This is a genomic window from Paenibacillus catalpae, assembly GCF_900112695.1.
Taxonomy (GTDB): domain Bacteria; phylum Bacillota; class Bacilli; order Paenibacillales; family Paenibacillaceae; genus Pristimantibacillus; species Pristimantibacillus catalpae.
This window is the reverse complement of sequence record NZ_FOMT01000001.1, coordinates 308,213-332,613: the sequence shown is the minus strand read 5'-3', so window position 1 is coordinate 332,613 and position 24,401 is coordinate 308,213. Positions and strand designations below refer to the sequence as shown.

The 24,401-nt window shown below is 52.9% G+C and carries 13 protein-coding genes and 2 pseudogenes; 1 reads left to right on the top strand and 14 read right to left on the bottom strand.

Going from position 1 to position 24,401, the window contains the following annotated elements; all coding sequences use genetic code 11:
* Positions 1–92: 92 nt before the first annotated feature.
* The 9 genes from BM200_RS01105 to BM200_RS01065 all read right to left on the bottom strand — a co-directional run bounded on the left by BM200_RS01105 (position 93) and on the right by BM200_RS01065 (position 12,881).
* Positions 93–1,193: a rhamnogalacturonan acetylesterase gene (locus BM200_RS01105; RefSeq protein ID WP_091180357.1), complete on the bottom strand. Its 1,101-nt coding sequence runs from the start codon at positions 1,191–1,193 to the stop codon at positions 93–95.
* Between the two features lie 20 nt (positions 1,194–1,213).
* Positions 1,214–2,479, bottom strand: coding sequence for an FG-GAP-like repeat-containing protein (locus tag BM200_RS01100; protein WP_091180355.1), 1,266 nt, complete (start codon positions 2,477–2,479; stop codon positions 1,214–1,216).
* A 43-nt stretch (positions 2,480–2,522) separates the two neighbouring features.
* Positions 2,523–3,320 (bottom strand): polysaccharide deacetylase family protein, encoded by a 798-nt coding sequence (locus tag BM200_RS01095; RefSeq protein WP_091180352.1) that lies wholly within the window; start codon positions 3,318–3,320, stop codon positions 2,523–2,525.
* Positions 3,321–3,354: 34 nt separating this feature from the next.
* Positions 3,355–4,044 carry a YesU family protein gene (locus BM200_RS01090; protein WP_091180349.1) on the bottom strand — a complete coding sequence of 230 codons (690 nt, stop codon included), beginning with the start codon at positions 4,042–4,044 and terminating at the stop codon, positions 3,355–3,357.
* A complete protein-coding gene (locus tag BM200_RS01085) occupies positions 4,044–6,641 on the bottom strand; it encodes an exo-rhamnogalacturonan lyase family protein (RefSeq protein ID WP_091180348.1) in 2,598 nt (865 codons plus the stop codon). The genes BM200_RS01090 and BM200_RS01085 overlap by 1 nt, the downstream gene beginning before the upstream one ends.
* Positions 6,642–6,759: 118 nt before the next feature.
* On the bottom strand, positions 6,760–9,021 hold the full coding sequence (locus BM200_RS01080; RefSeq protein WP_342716199.1) for a helix-turn-helix domain-containing protein: 2,262 nt from the start codon (positions 9,019–9,021) through the stop codon (positions 6,760–6,762).
* A gap of 241 nt (positions 9,022–9,262) precedes the next feature.
* Entirely contained in the window at positions 9,263–10,855 is a 1,593-nt protein-coding gene (locus BM200_RS01075; protein WP_175532696.1) for an extracellular solute-binding protein, read from the bottom strand.
* A 151-nt stretch (positions 10,856–11,006) separates the two neighbouring features.
* Positions 11,007–11,891, bottom strand: coding sequence for a carbohydrate ABC transporter permease (locus tag BM200_RS01070; RefSeq protein WP_091180341.1), 885 nt, complete (start codon positions 11,889–11,891; stop codon positions 11,007–11,009).
* Between the two features lie 21 nt (positions 11,892–11,912).
* Positions 11,913–12,881, bottom strand: a complete 969-nt coding sequence (locus tag BM200_RS01065) for an ABC transporter permease (RefSeq protein ID WP_091180338.1) — start codon at positions 12,879–12,881, stop codon at positions 11,913–11,915.
* A 246-nt stretch (positions 12,882–13,127) separates the two neighbouring features.
* On the opposite strand from BM200_RS01065, the pseudogene BM200_RS01060 reads away from it, so the two are divergent.
* Positions 13,128–15,117: pseudogene (locus BM200_RS01060) on the top strand (beta-galactosidase).
* A gap of 128 nt (positions 15,118–15,245) precedes the next feature.
* On the opposite strand, the gene BM200_RS01055 reads toward BM200_RS01060, so the two are convergent.
* The 5 genes and pseudogenes from BM200_RS01055 to BM200_RS01035 all read right to left on the bottom strand — a co-directional run bounded on the left by BM200_RS01055 (position 15,246) and on the right by BM200_RS01035 (position 24,027).
* Positions 15,246–19,844: a X2-like carbohydrate binding domain-containing protein gene (locus BM200_RS01055; RefSeq protein ID WP_425434531.1), complete on the bottom strand. Its 4,599-nt coding sequence runs from the start codon at positions 19,842–19,844 to the stop codon at positions 15,246–15,248.
* 375 nt (positions 19,845–20,219) lie between these two features.
* Positions 20,220–20,462 (bottom strand): annotated as a pseudogene (locus BM200_RS01050) (LamG domain-containing protein); the annotation flags it as partial.
* 34 nt (positions 20,463–20,496) lie between these two features.
* Entirely contained in the window at positions 20,497–21,396 is a 900-nt protein-coding gene (locus BM200_RS01045) for a carbohydrate ABC transporter permease (protein WP_091180333.1), read from the bottom strand.
* A 20-nt stretch (positions 21,397–21,416) separates the two neighbouring features.
* Positions 21,417–22,328 carry an ABC transporter permease gene (locus BM200_RS01040; protein WP_091180330.1) on the bottom strand — a complete coding sequence of 304 codons (912 nt, stop codon included), beginning with the start codon at positions 22,326–22,328 and terminating at the stop codon, positions 21,417–21,419.
* A 73-nt stretch (positions 22,329–22,401) separates the two neighbouring features.
* A complete protein-coding gene (locus BM200_RS01035) occupies positions 22,402–24,027 on the bottom strand; it encodes an ABC transporter substrate-binding protein (RefSeq protein ID WP_091180327.1) in 1,626 nt (541 codons plus the stop codon).
* Between the last annotated feature and the right edge of the window lie 374 nt (positions 24,028–24,401).

Below are 24,401 nucleotides of genomic sequence, written 5' to 3'. Positions count from 1 at the left end.
TCCATCAATTGGCAACCAACTTTCTTCTTATAAATTTAATTCTGCCTTCGATTTTTTTGTCGGTTTCTGCTGGATTTCATCGTCTGCAGGCTCTAACGCAAATAGAGAAGAAGAGGCTGCAGCTTTAGCGCCTTTAATTCCTCGTACACCAATCTCGCGATTTCAATGCCGCCAAGCTGCTGGAAATGCGTATTATCCTCTGCTCCATCCGGGAAATTCATGAATTCTCCCGGGGCAAGCCACATGAACAGGTCCTTCGTTGCTTCAGGTCCCCATGCCTCGAACAAAGCCATGCTGGACTTTGCCAGATCAATTAATGCAACTTCTTCTTCAGCAGCAAGCTCTCTTACTGCCGTCAAATAATCGCCGTGTGTATCGCGGAGAGTTCCGTCTTCTTCGAAAAATCGGCGTTGTACGGAGGTGACCAGAATGGGAATGGCCTTCCGTTCCCTTGCCCCGTCAATATATTTCTTCAGAGTTTGCTTGTACGTGGTAAAAGGCTCCGTATACCGCTCTTCATCATGCTTCTGATCATTATGGCCGAACTGAATAAGCAAGTAATCGTACGGCTTGATGCGGCTCCAGATTTGATCCAGAACCCCTTCACTGATAAAGCTCTTGGAGCTGCGGCCCGATAAAGCATAGTTCGCAACAGCCGCATCCTGTTTCACGAACATCGGCAGCATCTGCCCCCAGCCCGCATACGGATAGCCGTCTTCCGGCTGATCCGTTACGGTCGAATCCCCAACCAGAAAGATCGTGCAGGCTTGAGATGCCGGCTCAATCTCCATCGCATTTATGCGAGGTGCCAGTCCGGAGAAGGAGAGCTTGAGCTGACCGCCAATCACCCATACCGAGAAGCTGATCCGGGAGAAGCTGCCTGGCGTTGTCCGCTGCTTATGCACCATCAGCCGGCCTTGTCCGGCCTTGATCGTCGTTTCCGTTGGGGCAATCTCGTCGCCGAGCAGCACAGAGACGCGATAAGTGCCATCCTCCACGTCCAGCAGAAAAGCGGTGTCGAGCGGGATACAGAAATCTCTGCGCAATGCGCTTGGTTCGCCACGATCCTTCGCATTCACTTTTTCGGTTCGGGTAAAGCCGTAGCCCGTAAAAGAATCATATACCGTTTGCGGCGTAATCTTCGTATACCCGTCAGCCGGGGCGCCTGTGCCAAAATCAAATCGATAAGTCATTTTCGTTTCTAGCTCCTCTCCTATAGTTCTCCGCCTGGATATAACGTCGAGCTCGACAGCCGTTTGGGCTGCGGAAGCGGTGAATCGGACATGCACTCACTCAGAATAACCGGCTTGCTGGCATAAATTGCTGCCGAATCGCTGTTGTAAATAATGACCTGTTCTTCCCCGCTGCCCCATAAATCCGCATGGACGGCATAACCCTCCGACGGAAACTCGACTATCGCATTCCTAGCGCCGTCATATAAGGTCGGGAATACCCCGCCTCCTCGGCGATAAGCAAGTATATAATCGGGAGAATTCTCCGTCCAGCCGCGCAGGGGTTCAATAATCGTAAGCCAGCCCGGAGTCTTGCGGTCTTCTTTCCACAGCTCTTGTCCCTCGCTGTCCAGCAGGAATAAAGCATCCTTGCCGGTCTGGCCTTTGCCGTCATCTTCCCGGACGAGCCGGTCTAGTCCGGCAATCTGCAGGCCTGGAAGCTCGGGACAGAAGCGGCCCAGCGCAATATGCTGCGACTCGACTGAACCGGCATATCGCCACAACTCCTTGCCTTGCCGGTCATACATCACCGTAACGCTTCCTCCGATAACAAGCTCCGGTTCACCGTCTCCGTTCACATCGCCAACCCAGATGCAGTCCGCATGATCGTCCAGATCATGGCAGCTCCATAAGAGCCGGCCGTCATGATCAAGCAGATCATACCCGGCCATCACCTCGTCCCGGCCGTCTCCGTCCAGATCAAATACCCAAGGGAAGTGGCCTGGATTCCCCTCATGCTTCCATAACAGCTTGAAATCCCGGTCCAGCGCCCATAGGCGGCGATACCTGTCCTTCAGAATAATATCGCCTGGATATGGACCGCCAGTCAGGTTGGCCACAATGATACAGTCATGAGCATGCGGATCAGGCAGCTCGTGGGAAGATCTGATCGAGCCGTCATGACCGTTAAGGATATGCAATTGGTTATCCATAACGCACAACACTTCCAGCCGGCCATCTCCATCGATATCCGCAATCTGGGCCGGATAATCCGAGCCATGGCTGCCCGCTCCAGAGTCCGGCGTGCCGGTCTGCCACAGCAGATTGCCTTCCAGATCATAAGCAGTCAGACATTGCACCTGATGCGGGATATAACGGACATCCTGACGGTTATCCGGCTGAACAAGCAGAATCTCCATCCGGCCGTCCCCGTTCAAGTCCCCCAACAGCATTTTACAGCGCGGCCCGGCTGCCTTGATATCTACTTTCCCTATCAAAAACGGTTCTTTGGTTGATATAACACTCATGCTTATCCCTCCTAAAAAGAAACATTAGCTTTCTACGCCCCGCTTAGAAACGAATCTGCTCTCCGCCCTTCACTTCCACCGTCTCGCCTTCAACGTTCAGCCATACGCTGATCGCAGTCGGGTTATAAACAAAGCTGAGATCCGCCGCAAACTTCAGTCCCTCGAAAGCTTTGGTATATTGAGCAAGCTCCATATTCGTGCAGTACCAGATCGAAGGATTCCCTCCTATGTACTGCCCGAACTGTTCCATCAGTTCCCAATTGTTATCCGCGTCAAATTCATAGCTGTGCCCCCACACATACATCAGATACAAATACTGCGTCTTGTGAAGACCAACAAATTCCTCCGCATGCTTCATCAGATCCCGGTTATGATGGCAGGTCGGCTGCCACTCCAGCCAATCATCCGGCATGCCGTAATGTCCCGTGCTTGGGACAACGCGGGCATATTCGATGCCAAGACCAGGTAACAGATTTTTTATCCGTTCGTTATATGAACCATTCGGGTAAGACATTCCCCGTACGGGATAACCAACGATACTCTCCAGTTTACGACGGTCCTCTATGACCTCGTATACGATCTGCTCGTTGGGACAGCGGGCTATAGTCGGATGGGTGAGCGTATGGGCCGACACTTCGTGGCCTTGGTACAAGGTCTTAACTTCATCTGCCCCGACCCTATCGACCGTCCCTAGCAGTCCCGAATTCAGATGGAAGGTCCCCTTCAGTCCATGCCGGTTAAAAATATCAATCAGCCGCCGATCGGCAAACCTGCCGTCATCATAGCTAAGTGTTAACGCCTTGTGCCGCCCTTCGGGGAAGCACATCAATACTCTCGCCATTTTGTCATCTCCTGACTGTCGTCCAGGCAGCCCCTTAAGGGGTATACACCTGTAAATTTCCATACTCCGCTATAAGCGGAGCCATTTGCCGGAAGCCCAGTTTTCCTTTTCCGAGATATGGACCCCAAGTGGAACCGTCATCTTTCCAGCTAAATAACAAAAGATCATTAACGGCAAATTGCACGTACGGCCCGTGCTTCAGCAGCTGCATCCGGTACGGCCCGGCTGCATCATCCACAGACGGAATCGGGTCCGCCCCTTGGGCAACAAGGTGGAAGCCGTGGCTTTTTCGCAGATTGCACGTATGAAACTGCCGTTCCTCCTGGTAACGACGCCGGAAATAAGACACATGAAACGCGTTTATGTCGCCATGATGGTACTGGTTATAAATCCCGCTGCGGCTGGCAAGGCCCGGATTAAACAAATCCTGTCCTTCCATTCCTGCCGCGCAAAAGAACAGAATCGCAAGCCCCGGCTCCCGAATCGGCCAGAACTCCCAGGTTATTGCGAGATCCGCCGGAAACTGCTCCGGGCACCAGAACACCAGATTGGCGGCTTGCCCGTCGGACGGATCCCGGGTGCTCTCCAGACGCATTCGCCCCATCGGGAAGGAGACCGCAGCGTCTCCCTCCATGCAAAAGCCCGATACCTCGCCAGGGGTGCTGAGCGGGTTGTTATAAATCATTCTCCATCCGGCTGGAATCAATCTGCTTTCACTCTTCATTAGGTCAACTCCTGCAGCTTTATCTCCTGTAGCTTTGGCAAATGATCCGCGATCAGCTCCAGGGCAATAATCGTATTCAGCGACCACTGGGCGGCTTCATTAGTGTTCATCCAATCAATTTCATTTAACTGACCAACATGCGTAACGGAAGAAGCCTCCTTCTGCAGATCAACAACGGCAAACGGATTGCCAAGCAGAATGTCCCAGCACTTCAGGGCTGTTTCTTCATCCTTCTTGTAATAAGCACCGTAAGCAACAATGGCCGCGCTAAGCACCGGATGCTCGAAGCGTTTAGTACTGATCTGCCCGTTGGTGAGCTTATCCTTCTCTTCCTGCGACTTGTTATAATACACGCCAAACTCCGCCAGCATCTCTTCCCAATCCGGATCCTTCAGCATGCCGGCAAGCTCGAACCATACCTGCGGACCGCCCATGCATATGGCAAGATGGCGTCCCCAGTTGTCATCGCCCATCGGCGTTAATACGCCTGTCTTCGGATCGTAACCATAGGTGGGACCGGAGATCAGACCATAATTAGCTCCTTTAATGCAATCCATTCCGACCAATATTTTGTCCCGGTAAGCCTTGTCCTCGTAACGTTCCCACTGCGTCATCCAATTGGAGCTGAAGGCCGCCCAGTCCGGACCAACCCGGATATGGGTTGGATGCTCGTCTTTCGGGAAGTAAGCCCGCATTGGATCGAGGTTAACTGTCGTAAAGTCCGAATCCTTCATTTCGTCCATCATATCGCCAATCCGCTCATCGGCCGTCAAATAATAGAAATATCGATGCAATCCGGCCATGCCGATTCGTGCTTCCTTGCAGCCGCAGCCCCAGTGAACGACATTATGGCGGGAACCAAGTCCGGCATATTCACCGAAATGGTACACATCCACCTCGCTTGTATGTCTGGTCATCGCTTCGGCCATCCGGAATATATCCTCCCGTCCCGAACGCAGGAACATGATCCACAGCCACATATTCGGCGCGAGTTCCGTGTTCTGCCAGGCACAGCCGCCAAGATCATAATTCCACACATGCCGGACCGGATCATAGCTGTGCATGAAGTCGCCGTAATCCCACAGTCCATACCATTTGCGCTGCTCCACTTCCTCCTGATAGAACGCAATAATGCCATCCAGCCGCTCCTCAAGCCGCCTCGTTGCTTCCGTCGAATGATCCGGCAGGCTCCAGATGCCAAATGCACCTGCCTCATGATAATAATCCGGCTCGCATACGAGCATGGACGGGTTGTCCGTTTCCTGCCTCATTTGTTCCAGCATCTCCAGACCCGGTGTCTCCTCCGTGCACCATAGCATCAGCTCATTTGTGTTCGCGACACCGTATGGTGTGGCGCGAAGCTCCTCCACCCCCTCATAGGACGACTCCACATGAGTCTTTGTATCATAATGCCTCATGTCCATCGGTTCGCCATCCGGGGACCATAGCCATACGGTTAGGGAAGCCTCGGCTTGCGAAGCACCGTGTACCTCAAAGCCCGACGGATGCTTCCTCCAGAAATGCCGCAGCCCGCAGGCAAGTCCGCCGCCTTCTCCGCCTGCAAAGGCAAGTCCTCCGGCACGATGACCGTCCGTCACCTTCACCCAGCTGCAGCCTTCACTCGTTCTTTTCCAGATCCGGTAATGCTCCGACGACTGCTGCATGATCTTGAAGCTGTCCCATGTGGCAGAGTCATCAAGCAGGCCAAGGAAATACGCATCCTCTGAGGCCTCAAAGCTAACTTTGCGGCCCGTTGTCTGCTGCTCGAACAGCTGCCGGTATTTCCCCTTCGTCCTCCGGGTATGAAGGGTTTTGGGAGATTCCGCGAATAATCCGTTGTCCCCGGAAAAACGGATGTGCCGGTTATAATGCTCACCGCGCATCGGTACAGAGAAGCGGATACCCAATCCCTTGATGAAATCCTCATTCGGATTGCCGTCATAAAAGAACGTATGTACAATCCGAATCGTTTCGAGACCGGCATACACATAGAGGCGCATGGAGAAAGGCAGCCATTCGCGCGCTCCGCCTGCCGCGCGATGTCTGCCGTCAATCTTGACCACCGCCCGGATTGGCCCATCCTGTTCAACCGTTAACCGGTGCACCCGGCTTTCGAACGGTTCCTGACGGATTGTCCTTACGCCGGATGCCTCGCTGCTGCTCTCCTTCAAGCAGACCAACTCACCACCGCTGCACACCTCTACGCCATTGCGAGTAATACTTCGCAGCCATTGACGGCCTTGCTTTCCAAGCGTACACACCATGACGCCCGTATCCAGCTCAACCGTGTCATCAGTCTCTGATACTGTAACCATCGACTGCAGGGGAGCCGCTTCGCCTTTCGTCAGGGTATAAGCAACCGCCCCGCCGCATGCCTCAGCCGCTGCGTGAGCGGACCATTTCACACTTCCGTCCGGCCAATAAGCCGTCGCCCAATGCTGCATCGGTACAGGCTCACCCAAGTTCGTAGTCAGACGAAGAGCTTCATTCCGCAGAAGCTCGCCTTCCTTCCAAGGTATACCCCACGTCAAACCAACCGGCATCGAATGCTTCTGCGACAAGCTGTGCAATGGAATCGTTGTGACCAATTGCCTCATCCCCTTTTCCCGTTTGGCCTCATTGTAAAAAAACGATCTTTTGTGCTCAATGAGACATTATTGCGGAAGGGCCGGAACGCGGCTTGCACATTTTTGCGCCGTTTGTACAATCTTGCTTTTACAGATGCTGACTTTGCTCCCTGTAGCTTGTTGGCGTCATCCCTTCCAGCTTTTTGAAGATCCGGTTGAAGTAGCTGTGCTGATAGCCGACCTGCTCGGCAACGTCGTTTATTTTCATTTCCGAATCACGCAGCAGTTCCTTTGCTTTCTCGATACGCAGCTCGGTCAGGTAGTCAATAAAGTTCTTCCCCGTCACTACCTTAAACGACTTACTGAGATAAAACGGGTTTGTCCCAATATGCTCGGCACAGTTATCCAACGAAATATCCTGCCTGTAATTTTGCTGCAGGTAGATCATCGCCCCTTCAATCAGGCGTTTAACCTCAGAGTTGGAACGGCATGACAATTCCTTCTGATACGGCGCCAGCACCTTATCCTTGAACCAGGCAAGCATTCGCCTCGGCTCCCGGATCTGCGAAAGCTGCTCATACAGATTAGCTCCCTTGAACAGCCGGTTCGGATTCACCCCGGACACCATAATGACATGCTGGATATTGCCAAGCAGATGAAGCATTCCCTGCTGTACATCAATTTCCTTGGCGCCAGCACATGTCAGAGCACCTACAAAAGCTCCCAGAAGCTCGCTGGCTTCCTCTTCTTTTCCCGTCCGGAGTGCTTGGATAAGCTCACGTTCCAGGGTAAAAGGATACTGCGGCTCCGCCCACGCTTCGCCATCCAGAACGCCTTGCTCTATGTCCATAATCTGATTGGCATTATCGCAGTTGCGGTAGCTGACCGCCTGCTTTACCCGCTCGAATTCATTCGGAAGATCGGAAATATGAGCGGTCTGGCGGCTGACCGCCAATGTCACCCGCATCCGCAGAATCCGGTTTACCGAGGTCGTTAACTCCTCGCTAAACGCTTCAACCGCCTCCTTGTGTGAACGGCCGTCCGGCACAAGCAGCACAATCCCCGCGGTCAAATCATGAAAGTTCAGAATGTCGCTCTGCTCGAAATGCTTAGATGCCAGCTCCTTCATCATGTTAACGGCCGCGAAGGTGACCAGTCCCTCATCTCCGCTGCGGAACGTTTCATCCATATTGGCGATTCCGTTCAGTTGAACGAACAAGACGGCAAAACGATGGCTTCTTACTTCCCATTTGAACTGCTCCATACGGCGCAGCAAATCCTCTTCCGAATAAGCGTACATATAGCCTTGCAGCAGCTGGTGCAGGAAACTTTCCTTCACGTGCGGAAGCTGCTCCGCCAGCTTGGAGTTCAGCTCAAGACGCTCCTTATGAAGATGCTGGTATTGCTGCTCGATGAGCGTAAACTCGTCATCCTCGCGCGTCCAGTCCGTCCCTCCTCCATGTCCGCCCAGCATAAGCCCAAGCCGTTTCACTGGCGAATAGATTCGGTGCGAAGCGAGCCACGACAGCAAAGCGGCAAGCAGCAAGGCAATAAGGCTTACGGTGATGATAAGTTTGGAGATGAACATAACAGGCGACATAATGCTCGTAATCGGCGATGCCGATACGTACAGCCATTCGTCCGAAATTCTGGACAGGTTGCCGAAGGACACCGTATAGGTCGAGCCCTTCCAATCGAAGAAAAAGGAGCCCTTTTCCTTATCCAATCTATCAATCTTCTCATGAAGCGCCAGCACAAAATCAGAGTTGGAAGCGCTTCCGTTAGCAGAGACAAAAAGCTCCCCCGATTTCTTCTGCAGGAATGCTTCTCCCTCGTAATACGGCGTCATTGTCTGCAGCAGGCTGGCGATCTTCTCCTTGTCGAAACGGAAGACCAGCACGCCATACGGATTTGGACTCCCGCCGGGAATATGATGAATAAGCGTGAGGTCCTTGTCATCCGGATGAGCAGGATCAAAAGCCCATTGCGTCCAGTAGGTCAGGTTTCGGCCATGAATCAGCTTATTGTATATGCTTAAGTCCTGCTGATTTTGCAGCGGCGTATATTCGGGATTAAACAGCACCTTGCTCTCACCGCCAACAAACAGCTCGGCCTTCTTGACCAAAGCATTCGAGCCCTGCATGGCGATCAGCGTCTTTGTAATATCGTCTGTTCTCTTGAAATCACGTACAAAATCCAGTCCGTTCAAGCTGTAGTCAAACTTGTTATCAAATGCCCAGTGGGAAAGCAGAAGCTCCAAATTGCTTAACTGATCATCCATTTGTTCGGATCGTTGTTCAATCTGCTGGTAGTGAAGCTGCAGCAGCTCGCTCTCTACTCGGCCGCCGGCCATCCAGTAGATTAGTGCCCCGATAATGAGGCCGGGAATGCCGGAAACGATGAAAATCATAATTAAGCTTTTTCTAAAAAAGCGTCCTTTGCCGGATCTCATCCGCCAAATCTTCTTTCCATGGAGCATCCTATTCCCCCGTTCTTTTCAGTTATAAATTTGACCTTATTATAAATCCGGAATAATTGGAAGCAGGAATTTCAGACTATTTTGTATAATAATCCGTGAAGTTTCAATAATCATGCCAAAACACCCATCCTCCTGCCGGAGTTTTGATGGGTGTTTTAGCCTGCTTATTCCTTTATTTCGCAGATGCGGCGTAAAGGTCGTTCATCTCTTTGACCAGATCGTCACCGCCGGATTTTTTCCAGGTTTCGAAAGCAGCCAGAAGGCCCGCTTCATCGGTTTGGCCAACGATAAATTTGATGCGCGCATCGTTGATGATGTTGTCGAGCTGCTGGCCTTTTTGCGAATACACGTCCGAGATAAACGGCTCAGCCGGATTTGGAACGATGTACTGCTCGGCTTCCTTCTGAATTTCGGTTGTTTGAAGACGAAGCGGCGTTTGCAGCACGGTCCGTCCGCGGCCTGCCGGAATGAACGGAAGCATCTGATTTAGGCCTTCTACCTCGGATTCAAGCAGCGCAGCATCCTTGCTTGGTACAATCGCTTCTCCATCGAGTGTATAATGCGTGCCTTCAATGCCGTAGCCTGCCATTGTCGTCAGGTCATCGTCGTTCAATTGATCGAGGAACTTCAGCACGCGCTTCAGCTCTTCCTCGGTCTTGACGGTCGTTTTCGGAATGGCTAGCAGGCCGGAGAAGCCAGATGTCGGCAATGCTTTTAACTTGCCGTCCGCACCGGTTACGCCAATCATATTGTCCATGTACTGGGTGTCCGGGTTATCCTTGTTCTCCTTGGCAAGCGCCGCATGAATTTTATCCTCAATCCGGCCAGCCGTGTCCGTAACGTCAACAATAACGCCTGCCTGGCCGTTAACAATCGGGTCTACCCACTTCGCCGAATCAAATACGGCAAAGTCCTGATTGATCAGCTTCTCGTCATACAGCTTCTTCATGAACTTGAGCCCTTCCAAATATTCCGGCGTCTGATGCTCCGGCACAAGCTTGCCGTCTGTAACACCCCATTTGTTTGGCGCGCCGAACCACAGCTTAATGGTATCAAAAGCGCTTGCCCAGCCCCCGGTCCATTTGACCAGGACCATGCCGTACGTATCGTCCTTCCCGTTCTTATCCGGATCCTTCTCCTTGAACGCTTTCAGCATGTTGTAGAAATCGTCAATCGTCTTCGGCTGTTCAAGTCCTGTTGCTTCAAGCCAGTCCTTGCGGTATACGATCCCGTTGCGGCCAAGGGCGCGTCCTCGGTAGATGCCATAGTTCTTGCCATCGATTGAGGAGTTGTTCATAATGACCTCATTCTCCTGGCTTAAGTTCGGATAATCCTTCAGATAAGGCCCAAGTTCCCAGAAAGCGCCGGATCTGACGGCATTCACAAAGCTGGGATCTTTGGAGCCGGGCACGTATATGATTTCAGGCAGCTTGGCAGAAGCAAGCGTGATGTTGAATTTATCTCCATATGAGGCGTTTGGCACCCATTCCAGATGAATGTTCGTATTGGTTTTTTTCTCGATTTCGGTCACGACAGGTCCATCGTCCTTCGGAAAGTTTGTCTTGAAGATCGGCAGCATAATGCTGATATTTAGCGGCTTCTCGTTTGCCTCGGCCGTTGCTGCTGCCGTAGCTTCTGTCGTCGCCGCGGAGGATGCCCCGGGATCCGCGTTCTCTTCCTTATTGCCGCTGCAGCCTGCAATTGCCGTAACTGCCAATGTTCCGAGAGCTGCTGTAGCTACCCATTTTTGCGTCTTTTTGATCATTTTTATTAGCGCCTCCTAAAAAATTTTGCGAAGCAAAATTTCACTTCGTAAGAAACAGCTTAAAAAATTGTGAAACAATTTTTACTTCGTAAGGAACTGCTTAAAAATTTGTGAAACAATGAAGTAATCAATGCTTATATCGCAATCCGCATTATCCCTTGACCGAGCCGATCAAGACCCCTTTAGCAAAATGCTTTTGAAGGAACGGATAGACGAGCAGAATCGGAATGGTGCCAATTACGATAACAGCCATCTTAATCGATTGATCCGGCGGTGCCACGAAATTCGGATCCATCGAATTGATGTCGCCTGCAGCCGTCTGTGACAGCAGCACAATTTGTCTCAGCATAACCTGAAGCGGCCATTTCTGCGGGTCATTAATGTACAAGAGCGCGGAATAGAAATTGTTCCAATGCCCTACCGCATAAAACAAAGTGAAAGTCGCAAGCACCGGCATAGATAACGGAAGCACGATTTTCCACAGCAGCCCAAGCTCCGTACAGCCGTCGATCTTCGCTGCTTCCTCCAGCTCGGCGGGCAGCTCCTGGAAGAAGTTTTTTACAATAATCAGGTTAAACGCGCTTATCGCCCCCGGCAGCATTAAGGCCCAGAAGGTATCCAGCAAATGAAGATCGCGGACGACCAGGTAGGTCGGAATTAGGCCTCCGCCAAACAGCATCGAGAATACGATCAGGTTAAGCACCAAATTACGTCCCATCAGATTGCGCTTGGATAACGCATACGCCATCGTCACCGTAAAGAACAGATTAACTAAGGTGCCAAGAACCGTCACGTACAGAGACACCTTAATGCTTTGCAGGATGGTATCCGTTGAGAAAATAAATTGATAGGCCGCTGTCGTGAACGTCTCCGGGATAAGGAATACGGCTCTCTTCGTCAGTTCCGCATCGGATGCGAACGATCCCGCTATGATGTATATAAAAGGCAGAACGGCGAGCACGCTGATGACGCTCAGCACGATCACATTCGTAATATCAAACGCCGTTCCGGAAATACTTCGGTATTGTTTTGTCATGGGCTACACCTCCTGTAACGCTTAATAGATGCCGGATTGTCCGAACCGCTTGGCCAGCCAGTTCGCCCCGAGCACAAGGATGACGCCAACTACTGCCTTGAACAAGCCTACCGCCGTACTGTAGCTGAATGCCCCTTGCGTAATCCCCATCATGTAGACATAGGTATCAAAGACCTCCGCGGTTTCCCGGTTAAGCGGATTCAGCATGAGGAAGATCTGTTCAAATCCGTTGTCCAGCACATCACCCATCCGCAGTATCAGCAGAATAATAATGGTGCTACGGATCGACGGGAGGGTAATGTGCCACAGCTGCCGCCACCGGTTGGCCCCGTCCGTTATCGCCGCTTCATATTGCTCTACATCCACCCCTGCGAGCGCTGCCAGGAAGATGATTGTGCCAAATCCGGTTTCCTTCCAGATCGTCTGCATAATAATCATCGGCCGGAACCAGTCGGGATTAGCGAGGAAATCGATTTTGGTTCCCGTATATTTGAGCAGCAGCTCATTAATCAGACCACCTTCGGTCGTCAGGAACACGTAGGTCAAGCTTGCAACAATAACAAGCGAGATGAAATGCGGGATGTAGATCAGCGTTTGTACGATTCTTTTGAAGAACGCCAGCCTTAGTTCGTTTAAAAGAAGAGCCAATATAATAGGTGCCGGGAAAAAGAACACCAGATTGTATAAGGAGAGTATTAAAGTGTTTCGCAGCAGCATGTAAAATTCAGGATTCGTGAAGAACACCCGAAAATGCTCTAATCCTACCCAGTCGCTCTTCCAGAAGCCGAGGAAGGGCTGATAGTTTTTGAATGCGAGCATCACGCCCCACATGGGTACGTATTTAAAAATAATGAAGTAAAGCAGGCCTGGAGTTAATAGCAAGTACAGCCACTTGTCTTTCTTTATTCTCCCCAGCACATTGGGTCGCTTTCTTTTTATGGTTGTCTCCTGCATGAGTGGAATCTGGCCGGGAGCAGCCGCCTGCTTCATCTGAGGTCACCTCCAAGTTTTGTTCGTATCGCTTGCCCTTATTATTGAGCCTCCCCGCCTTTCCGCCAATCGGACATTTTTGAGAAAGCCCTTTCAAACCTTTTCGGAAGCGCGAAATCAATATAATCCAAACCCGTCAAAATAGTAGAAACTCCGGTCAAACCGGGCAAAATTGTACGATTGTCCCCCTTGTTCTCAGCGCCTATAGTGAAATTGCATATGATCTCAGATGATAGGGGATGAAGTATGGGAAAGAAGCTGTACCATGGCGCTGCCTGGTATCCGGAGCTGTGGAGTGAGAATGTGCTCGAGGAAGATATTAAGCAGATGAAAGAAGCCGGCATTAATGTGGCGAGGATCGGGGAATTTGCCTGGTCGAGCATGGAGCCTCATGAGGGCAGAATTGATTTGAGCTTTTTTGTCCAAATCATAGAAAGGTTGTACGAGAACGGAATCGACACCGTTATGTGCACGCCGACGGCAACCCCGCCGATCTGGTTCAGCCATGGCCATCCGGAGCGGATGTATGTCGATGCGGAGCTTCGCACGATGGGTCATGGCTCCCGGCAGCATGCATGCACGAATCATCCCTACTTCAGGGAAAAGGCTGCTGTCGTAACGGAGCATATTGCCCGGGCAATCGGAAGTTTGCCTGGTCTGATCGGCTGGCAGCTGGACAATGAGTTTAAAGCCCATGTATCGGAATGTATGTGCAGAACTTGTCTCACGCAGTGGCAGCAATGGCTGGAACAACGGTATACAACGGTAGAGCGGCTGAACGAGGCTTGGGGAACCCAAATCTGGAGCGAATATTACCATCGCTTCGATCAGGTGCCCCAGCCCGGTCCTGCACCGTTCCTTCATAACTCATCCCTGAAGACGATGTACCAGCAGTTCTCGATGGAAAAAATCGCCGAATTCGCCTATGAACAAGCAGCTATTATTCGCCGTTATTCTTCTGCGCCTGTCACCCATAACAGCAGCATGGCTTTCAGCGTAGATAATGAACGGCTGTTCCGCAGCTTGGACTTCGCTTCCTTTGATACGTACGCCACAACCGATCATGTTCCAGCCTTCCTTATTAATAATGATCTGTTCCGCAACTTCAAGCGCGGCAGGGATTATTGGATAATGGAGACAAGTCCGTCCTTCGCCGCATCGCTTACAAGCTATGCGAAGCCTCATCCGTCCGGTTATTTGCGTGCGGAAGCAGCAGCATCCTATGCGCTTGGAGCCGAAGCATTCTGCTACTGGCTGTGGAGACAGCAGCGCGCTGGCTGCGAGCAGCCGCATGGCTCGGTCTTAAGCGCTTGGGGCAAACCTACGGTTGGTTACCCGAGTGTGCTTGAGGTAGAGCAGACGAGGCAGGAGCTGGAGAATGTGATTTTGTCCACCCGTCCGGCTCAGGCGGAGACGGCACTGACTTATTCAGACCGTGCCAAAGCGTTTCTGAAGACGGAGCCGCACCGGAAGGTGAATCACCGAGGACTGATGACCGACTTTTATACGCGTATCTTAAATACCGGTATTCATAGGGATGTGGTGCCGGAAGGTTCCGAGCTGGATGGATATAAGCTGCTATTCACCCCTTTCCTCCCTTATATCACAGCGGAATATATAGACCGGGCAATCGAATTAGTAGAGAAAGGCAGCATCTGGATCGTTGGTCCGCTGACAGGCGGGCGTACGGAGGAGCATACGATTCACACGGATTCTGCCCTTGGCAGCCTGGAGCAGCTCGCCGGCGTAGAAGCCGTCTATACCTTCCCAATGGATGGAAGCGGCACTATCGGGCATGCATTTGGCCATTCGGCTCCACTCTCGCTTTGGAGCAGTGTGTTTATGCTTGAAGGGGCAACAGCGGTTGGAACAATGGAAGGGGGATTAACTCCGGAGTTAGCCTGGATTACCGAGAAGCGGCATGGCAAAGGTAAAATCGTAATGCTTGGCTCAATGCCAGCCGGAGAAGATGGACAGCGATTAATAGAAGCACTCATCACGCATTATGCGGATGAAGCTCGCGTAACGCTGCGTTCCGATGTCACGCCGGGCACAATCTTTGCCCCAAGAAGCGGGGATGGATTTGAGGTCTGGGTCATTGTAAATATGGATGGAAACGGCGGAAGCGTGACCATAACGCAGGCAGCAGTCGACCAGTTTACGAAGGAACCCGATCGATGCAGGCACACGGCTGGAACTTGGCAAATATGAGTATAGAGTTATCCGATTCGCTTAGAAAAAATGTACAGAATCCCACCTAGCAACCGAACTGTGTTCCATTATTCCGATTAAAGCTAATAAGCAGAAGAAGCATCGCCCTCCGGCAAGCGGAAAGCGATGCTTCTTCTCTATTTACGCTTGCGATTAGCGGATGGATGCCGCTTCGATATCGCTGGATGCCCAGTAGCTTGGCGGTACGTCCTTCCAGGACGAGGATCCGCCGCCCGACGGGTTAATGCCCAGCGCCCGGTTGAGCACGACGACCGCTTCGGCGCGGGTCAGCGGGCGATTCGGCCGGAACATATCGTCGGCATAGCCATTGATGTAGCCTGCGCCCTCCGCGGCTTTCACCGCTTGTTCCGCCCAATGGCCGTCCGTATCCGTGAAGCCGGCGCCTGTAACGGAGCCGCCGCCGGCCAGCCGTACGGCAAGCGCCGCCATCTCTGCTCGCGTAATCGCCTTCTCCGGACGGAACGTGCCATCGGCGTAGCCGTTCATTATGCCATCCGCCGTAGCCTTGTCGATCGCGTCCGCTGCCCAGTAACCCGGCTTGACGTCGCTATAAGCGCTGCTCTTCGTTTCTTCCGTGCCGCCTTGTACAAGGCGCGACAAAATCGTCGCCATCTCAGCGCGGGTAATTGCCTTCTCCGGTTTAAACAGGCCTCCATCGAAGCCATTCATGTATGCGGCGGGCACCGTACCGGACGATTCACTCGACTGCACGAGCGAGAATGTGCTGAACTTCGAGGTCGTGAATTGGATGCCTTTGCCGCTGCCGTCGATATTAACCGCGACGCCGCGCTTGTATTCCACCGTGCCATCGCTGTGCTCGATATAGACGCCGATGCTCGCGAGCGATTCGGCGCTCCAGTCTCCCGCCGGAAGCGGCAGTACAACCGTTGTCTCTCCTTTCGGCAGGTTCGTGTCGATGACCGCCGGATAGCCGATCAGCGTCAACCCGCTGTCTTTGACAGCTGCGGATACGATCGTCGAGAGGTTGGCGCGGCGTTCGAGCTGCGCCTTCTGCTGTGCCGAGTTAACCGGCGCAATGGTAAAGCGGACTTCCGTGTCGATACTTCTCAGCACGGCATTCGGTACGTGAATCTTTGCGCCAGACACGTCGATGTCCAGATCGAGTCCGCTGGCCGCGAGCTGCTTGACCGCCTCCGCGTCCAGCGTTACTCCTGCCTCTGCTGCCTCGTCCTTCGCATCCGGCACTACTAGCTTCAAGCTGCTTGCTCCCGATGCCTTGCGTGCGTCAATCAATGCCTTCGCTTCCTTGCCGGCCAGCTTCAGTTCATCCCGCACCGTGCCGTTCGGCTGCGTCGTGCGAACGATCTTCGGCGCCGCAGGTTCGACCGGCGGAGCGACAACGCCTCCTCCTCCTGACACTGGCGGCACGCTTGCCTCCAGGGCGGTAAACCTAAGTGCGTCGACAAGCATCAGCTCTCCCGATTTTTTGACGACGCGGATTGTATGAGTGCCCGCGGCAAGTCCCGAGACGCTGTACAGACTTGCTTGCGAATCGCGGCTAACGGCGTTGGCGTTGACCGTCGCCTTCAGCTCGCCGTCCATATAGACTTCCATCTCGCCCTGTTTCGGCCCTACCGGCGACAACAGCTCAATGCCGGTGCCCTTGAACGTGTACGAAAAGGCTGCTCCGTCTTCCGCGGAAGCATGCGCGTCGTCGCCGTAGTCGCCCCTGAAGCGGAGCGTCAGCTTCGTCGTGCCCACCGGCTGCGCGGCGAGGTACGCCTGTTTGATCGTCAAAACATGGCCCTCGAGCGTGTAGTCGGTGCCGCGAACAAGTGCCGTTGCGCCGTTATAGACCCCGTTCAGACTGTCGGGGCTTGCAAGCAGATTGACGCTTACATCCGCCGGCGCGCTCTTCACGAAGTCCGTTGAGGAGACGTCGATCAGATCGGGTTGTTGCACCCGCAGCGCGTCGAGCAGCATGAATTTCCCCGACTTCTTCACGGCCTTTATCGTATGAAAGCTGTTTGACAAACCGCGCACCGTATACACCGTCCGCTGCGGCGCGTTGTGCGCGCCCGCTTCATACGTGCTGACCGTGCCCTGGCTGACCCCATCGATGAAGATTTCGACGTCGCCTTGACCCTCATCAACCTCGGTAATGTAGTCGATCCCCGTACCCTGGAACGTATACGTGAAGAAGGCGTCGTTGTTTTCCGCCCATTGCACGTCGTCCTTGTAGTCGCCGAGCCCACGGCCGCTGCTGCGGTTCCAGCTGCCCGTATAACGAATGCTTGGATCGTCGTTATTCACGAAGACGTAGCGGCCTGGCGAGGCCGAGTTGGCTATCGAGATGGCAAGGGTCCTCGGGCCGCTCTTCGAAAACTCAAAAGACAAGCTTGCGTCCCCGACCGGCAGAGATGCCAGATACGATTTTGCTATGCGGACAACGTTGCCTTCTAACGTATAGTCCGTGTCTTCGGTCAATGCACCAGCGCCGCTCGTAATGCCGGTCAACTCGTTGGCGTCCCCGAGCGTCAGCGTAACTTCAAGATCCGCCTGCGCGCCCGGACGCTTGTCGAAGGAAGCCGACACCGGACTGATCGACGTGCCGCTTACCGCCACGGACAACGTCTCTTCGTCTCCTCCCGCGAACCGGAAGCTAAGCGCCGTCGATTGACCGGACGGCTGCTGCGCCAGGTAGGACGATTTAATCGTCACGACCCCGTCGGTCACCGCGTAGTCATTGCCTTGCTGCAGCGCCGCGGCGCCGTTACTGACGCCGGTCAAGGAGTTCGTGCCAAACGGCAATGGAACCGTAATGTCGGCTGGCGCGTCCTTGTTGAAGCTTGCCGCCGAAGGTGTGCCCAGCAGCGTTGCCGCCGTGACCTTCAGCGCGTCGAATAGGAAATAATATTGACCGCTGCCGTTGCGCACCGCCCTCAGCGTATGCGAACCCTGCGGCAAGTCCGTCTTGCTGAATACAGAGTGCTGTCCGACCTGCTCGCTGCCATAGGAATCGACAGTAGATTGGAATTCATTGTCGATATAGATATCGATCTTGCCGCTGCTCGTGCTTTGCTCGGACAGAAGCTCGATTCCGGTGCCCTGGAACGTGTACGTAAACTCCGGCTCCGATCCATCCGGCTCGCCATAGTGGACGTCACCCATGTAATCGCCGAATGACCGGCCGCTGCTGTGGCCCCACTTATTGACGTACGTAATTGCGGGATCATCATCGTTAATCGTCACCGTATAGGAAGCAGGCGTATCGCCTTCCGAACCCGATGAGTCACCCGAATCGCCCCCGGCACCCTCGCTGGAGTCCCCGCCTTTACCGCCGCCTGAACCCGAAGATTCAGTGATGACGACGGACAAGTCCTGCGCGTCGCGCACAAGCTCGTTGCCGCCGTTGCGGTTCCATTCACCCGTATATTTCATGCCCGTGTCGTCGTCGTTGACGATCGAGGTACCGCTCTTAGCCGTCACCTTGAACAAGCGCGAGGCGTGAGGCTCGAGAAATAAGGGATCAATGCCGGTCGCCGAGCTGCCCATTTCCTGATGGCTCCACAGGTCGCGGATCGATCCGGTGCCGCTGAAGCCGATATCGCTCCATTTGACGCCGACCCGAGCGCCTTTGCTGCCGAGATTGAACAGCGCCACCGTATACGTGCCATCGCCGTTGTTGGCGTACCACGCTTGCTGATCGGTCTCCATCGATACCGGATGGATCGGCTTGCCCGCCTGATTGACGGCGATTACCTCGTCGTTCGTCAGAAGCGACAAGCCGTAATCATCCAGATTGGTCAAGTCGTCCCCGGTATAAAATTGCGCCGCCGAAGCCGCCCACAGCGTAGCCGCTGTCTGCCGCTCGTCCTTCGTCAAGCCCGAAGTCTCGCCGTTGCCGACGTTCAGAGAATCGAAGTCGTTCCAGCCGCCCGGTCCTGCGTCGCGCCACCAGAGCGCCGCGCCCGGAAACAGCCTTGCGATATTAGCCCATTGGGTCATGCCGATATTAGGGTCGTATGACTCGACGTCCCAATCGATGCGCCAGCCATTCGCGTATTGTTTCCAATAGTCGACGTAGTTGTGATCAAGCGCCCAGCTCAGCTCCAGCCAGATGCCGTGTCTGCTGAGCGCCTCGGACCACGCCTTAACGTCTCCGCGCGCGTCGATGCTCTCGTCGTTATGGCCGGAGCCCGGCGTCACGCTGTCGAACTTGACGAAGTCGACGCCCCACGACGCGATCAGATCGGCGATCGAATCGATGTACTTTTGCGCGCAAGGGTTATCGAAATCGATTTTGTAGCCGAGATTCCAATAGTCGCCGTATTTGTAAGGCTTCACGACAATGTCGCCGATCGTGCAGCCCGGCGCTCCGTAGATCGGCAGGTCGCGTTCGACCGCGTCCGGGGATACGCCCGGGATCAAATAAATGCCGAGCTTCTGCCCATTCGCGTGCACATAGTCGACGAGGTTCTCGAAGCCGTTCGGATACTTTTCCGTGCTTGGAATCGGCCTTCCGTATTCGTCCATGCTGCCGTTCCAGCCCGCGTCGATGTTAATGTATTCGTAACCGTGCGCCTGGAACTTGTCGTGCATGGTATCCGACATCAGTTTGATCTTCTCTTCCGATATCCAGTTGCCCGACGGGCCGTCGTACACCTGCATGCTGTAACTGCTCCAGCCCATGTAAGGCTTCTGCGCCAAGCCGTTGTCGGCCGCCTCCGCGACGTTCGTCCGCGGAGGAATGAAGCCGATCTGCGCCATGACGACGATTACCAGCAACATACCCAGCCACGTCCTGCGCTGGCGTTTTGCGTTAACGCTCAATCTTCGCATCCCCTTTAACCGAGTTATTCGGCAGCGCTGCCCCGCCCGCTATGTAAGCGCGTTTGCGAATGCGGACCACACTATGAAAACGCTTACCGTACATCCGATTGTAGCGATCGTCAGATCCGGAAGGTAGGTACATCTCGGTCGTTTAGCGTACCGATTTCCCGATTTCGGGGGTACAAAACGACCTCGGATGGACAATTTTTCCGGTATGCCGAACGAGCGGACGGAAAGTATGCAAATAAACAACCAAAAAATCACCAGCCGCCTGTCGGATAACAGGCTGGGCTGGCGATAGTTTCAATTCTCTTATCGATTTACTAATTCCGCGACCTGAGCCGGGCTAAGTGCGCCTTCATACACCTGCAGCTCATCTAGCTGACCCTTGAATGGAGCATCCCGCCAGTTGACGCCAAGGCTGAACACCGAGTCGGTTCCGGTGAAAATATCCGGGAAGTTCGAGCCGCTGAATTTCTGTTCTCCGTTGACGTATACGGTCAGCGTACCGTTGTCTACGGAATAAGCCAGATGCGTCCACTCACTGGTCTGTACATTCCCCTCTCCGAATGAAAATCGTATCATCACATCACCCTTTAACCGAGCCGATCATAACCCCTTTCTCGAAATATTTTTGCAGGAACGGATACAGCATCAGAATAGGCAGAGACGATACGATAATGACGCCGTATTTGATCTGGTCGGCATAACGCTGCGCATAACCGCCGGAAGCCGCGCCGCCGCCTGTACCCGCTCCGTTCTGAAATACCTGGTTGGACAGCAGAATATCCCGAAGGACAATTTGCAGCGGCTGCAGATTGTTGTCCCGGATATAGATCAGACCCGTGAAGAAATCATTCCAATGTCCGACCAGGTAATACAATCCGATTACGGAGATCAAAGCTTTGGACAGCGGCAAAGCCACCTTGGCGAAATACATGAAATGCGAGCAGCCGTCCATGACAGCCGCCTCGTACAGCTCACCAGGCAGCGCCGTCTCGAAGAATGTGCGCGCAATAATCAAATAGAAGATATTAACGCAAAACGGCAGTATAAACACCCAGAATGTATTGGTAATATGGAGATCCTTCATCAGCAGGTAGGTTGGAATAAGCCCGCCGTTAAAGAACATGGTGATGACAAACAGGAACATGATCGGCCGTCTTGCCTTAAACTCCTTGCGCGACAGCACGTAAGCCGCCGGCATCGTAAACAGCATGTTTATCAGTGTTCCAAACAACGTGTAAAACAGCGTATTCCGGTATCCCGTCCAGACGCGGCTGTCCTGAAAGATCTCTTTGTAACCGAACAGGCTGGTGCCTTTCGGAAACAGCAGCACCTTGCCCGTTGACACCAGCGTTGAATCACTGAATGAAGCGATGACGATAAAATAGAGCGGATATAAAATGATGATGAAAATGACCGCGCATAAGGTGAAGAGCACAATATTAAAGGCCAGCTCTTTCCCTCCGAGTCCTTTAATTGCCATAACGACCCTTCTTTCCTTTATTAATACAGGCTTGTATTAGACATTTTCTTGGATGCAGCGTTCATGGCAAACAGGAATACAAAATTGATGAGTGTATTAAAGAGTCCTATTGCGGATGCATAGCTGAACTGGTTGGAAATAATCCCGATTTTGTAAACATAGGTGGCAATAACCTCGGAGACGGGCAGATTAAGCGAGTTCTGCATCAGGAAAATTTTCTCGAAGCCGGTACTCAAGATATTGCCCATACTGAGGATAAACAGAATGATAATCGTAGGAACAAGCGCAGGCAGATCCACGTACCGGATCATCTTCAGCCTGCTCGCCCCGTCGATCTTGGCCGAATCGTACAGCTGCGGATCAACGGTGGACAGCGCCGCCAAATAGATGATGCTGTTCCAGCCGCAATGCTGCCAAATATCCGACAGGACATAGACCGGAATAAAGGTATTGGTAGAGGCAATAAGGTTGATATGTCCTAGCCCAAGTCCCTTCATCATATAGCCGATAACGCCGGTCTCCGGTGACATCAGCACGTTCATCATGCCTACAAGGACGATAATGGATATAAAATGAGGCAGATAAACGGTCGTCTGCATCAGGTTTTTCATTCGCTTGCGGCGGATCTGGTTCAGAATTAAAGCCAGAATAATGGGCGCCGGAAAGCCCACGATAATGGTCGCCAAGCTGATCAGGAACGTGTTGCGCATCAGATCGGTGAACAGATAGCTGTCAATAAACTGCCTGAAATAGTCGAGACCACGCCAATCCCCGCCCGTCAGGCCTTTCGTGAAATCAAAATCCCGGAACGAAAGCTGGATGCCGTACATCGGTATATAGTTAAAGATCAGAACCGCGGCAATCGCGGGTGCTATCATGATCCACAACTGATAATCCCGCTTGAATGCCCGTACTCCTCCTCGTAAGCGCATCGGCCGTTAACCTCCTTTGCCTGGCAGAGCCGTCATGCCGCGTAAATGCGGCATGACGGCTTCCTGCAGGACGTTATTGCTTTTTGTATTCGTCGTAATACTTCTGCATAATTTCAAGATTTTGCTTCAGGCCAGCCTTCTCGCTTTCCTTCACATAGCTGTCCCACTCGCCTTCAATGCCGCCTTTCGTAACCCATTTGGCAAAGTTCGTATTCGCCAGATTCATCACGTTTGTATTGTTAAGTCCCATCGTGCTGTTATCGGCACTCGAATATTTCAGGAAGCTTGGGAATACATCGTTATCGACGTCGATCGTAATCGCATCAATTGGCTTCGATTGCTCCAGCACCTCTTGCATGTCTTTGCCGAGAGTGAGCTGCAGCGAATCCGGAATATAGAAGGCTCCGTTATCCGCCATGGACGAAGTCCATTTCCATGTACCCGGATCCATCTTCGAATCCGCGGGAGGCAATACGCTATAGCTGCCGTCTCCGTTGTCCTTGATGTTAGGTCCAAGAGAACCAAACAGGACCTGCATGCCCATATCAGGCGCATACAGTTCATTGATGAAACGCATAACCGCATCTTTGTTTTTCGATTTGGCGGACATGACGATCTGATTAACCCCGTAGTTCAAGGAATTGTAATCATAGCTCCACGAAACGGTGCTGTCCGCAGTCGCCTTCAGAGGCGACATCGAAGTATACTGCGGAGCAAGCTGCTCGCCGAACCGGTCGGAAGCGACCCAGCCCATCGTAAAGCCAACCTTCGCCGTATCCCCTTCCCCGCGGGCAACCGACTGGTATTTCGTATAATCATGCGTGAAAACTTCCGGATTAATCAGGCCGGCCTTATAAAGCTTGTTCAGGAATACAACCAGCGATTTGTATCGCTCGTCAACCAGATAGTTCTTCACGACACCGTCTTCTACAAAATAACCTTGCGGGCTGCCGTCCGTCAGCGTCATGCCGGTTCCGCTCATTAGATAGGCCGCATTAAAGTAGCCCCCGATTCCGCCCGGCCAGTCCATTGGAATCTCGTCGTTTGGATCTCCGTTGCCGTTAGCATCTTTTTCCTTGAACGCGACAAGCACATCGTACAGCTCATCCCATGTCGTTGGCATGCTGAGTCCCAGATTATCCAGCCATGTCTGATTAATGTACTGGCGGGTTGCGGTAGACGGCCAATAACGCTGGTATTTCGGCAGGCCGTAAATTTTGCCGTCCGGCTGCTCGGCGATCTTCTTGGTCTCCGGCTTAGCGTCAAACATGGCCACAACGTTTGGCGCCTGATCCAGCATGCCGGACAGATCCTGGAACAGTCCCTGGAACTGCGCCATGTCGGCGTCCGTAATGACGTTAGGACCAATAAAGAGATCCGGCACATCTCCGCTTGCCAGCATCGTACCTTTCTTCTGATCCCAATCGGCCGTAATCTCCTGCCATTCGATCTCAACGCCAGCCTTCTCTTCAACCTGCTGCAGCCATTCCATGTCTTTGAGAGGTTTTGTCAGGGGATGCTTTGTCATAATAGCTGTAAGCTTTACTTTCTTTCCGCTGCCGCTGCCCGCAGAGCTGTCTGCCGTTGGACTGCCTTCCGCATTGCTGTTGCCATTGTTCCCGCCCGAGTTGCTGCAGGCAGAGATGATGGTTGTTGCAGCAAGCATGACGGTGATGAAGCTGACTACTTTTTTCCGCATGAAATTGCCCCCTCATTTCAATTGATTAGTTAGCAGCCGCATCTCTCTGATGTGCTGCACCGGGACGACTTTCGTCCGGTACATCCACACTAATCGGTTCTGCATCATGCCGTATACGGACAGTATTCGAAAGGTTGACATTTTTTGAAAGCGTTTAACTAAATCCTTTGAAAACGCTTTAATTTTTCTCTATTCAATTATTGTGTATGTTCAAGAAATGGGTCTTGCTATGCGTAAACGACTGCTCCGTGTCTGGTGGAGCAGTCGTTTATCGCACGGGAACGACTGCTCCGTGTTTGGTGGAGCCGTCGTTTATCGCATCAAAAACAAAGCCTGCCGATCAAATTCGGCAGGCTTTCTGCGATGCAGCAGCT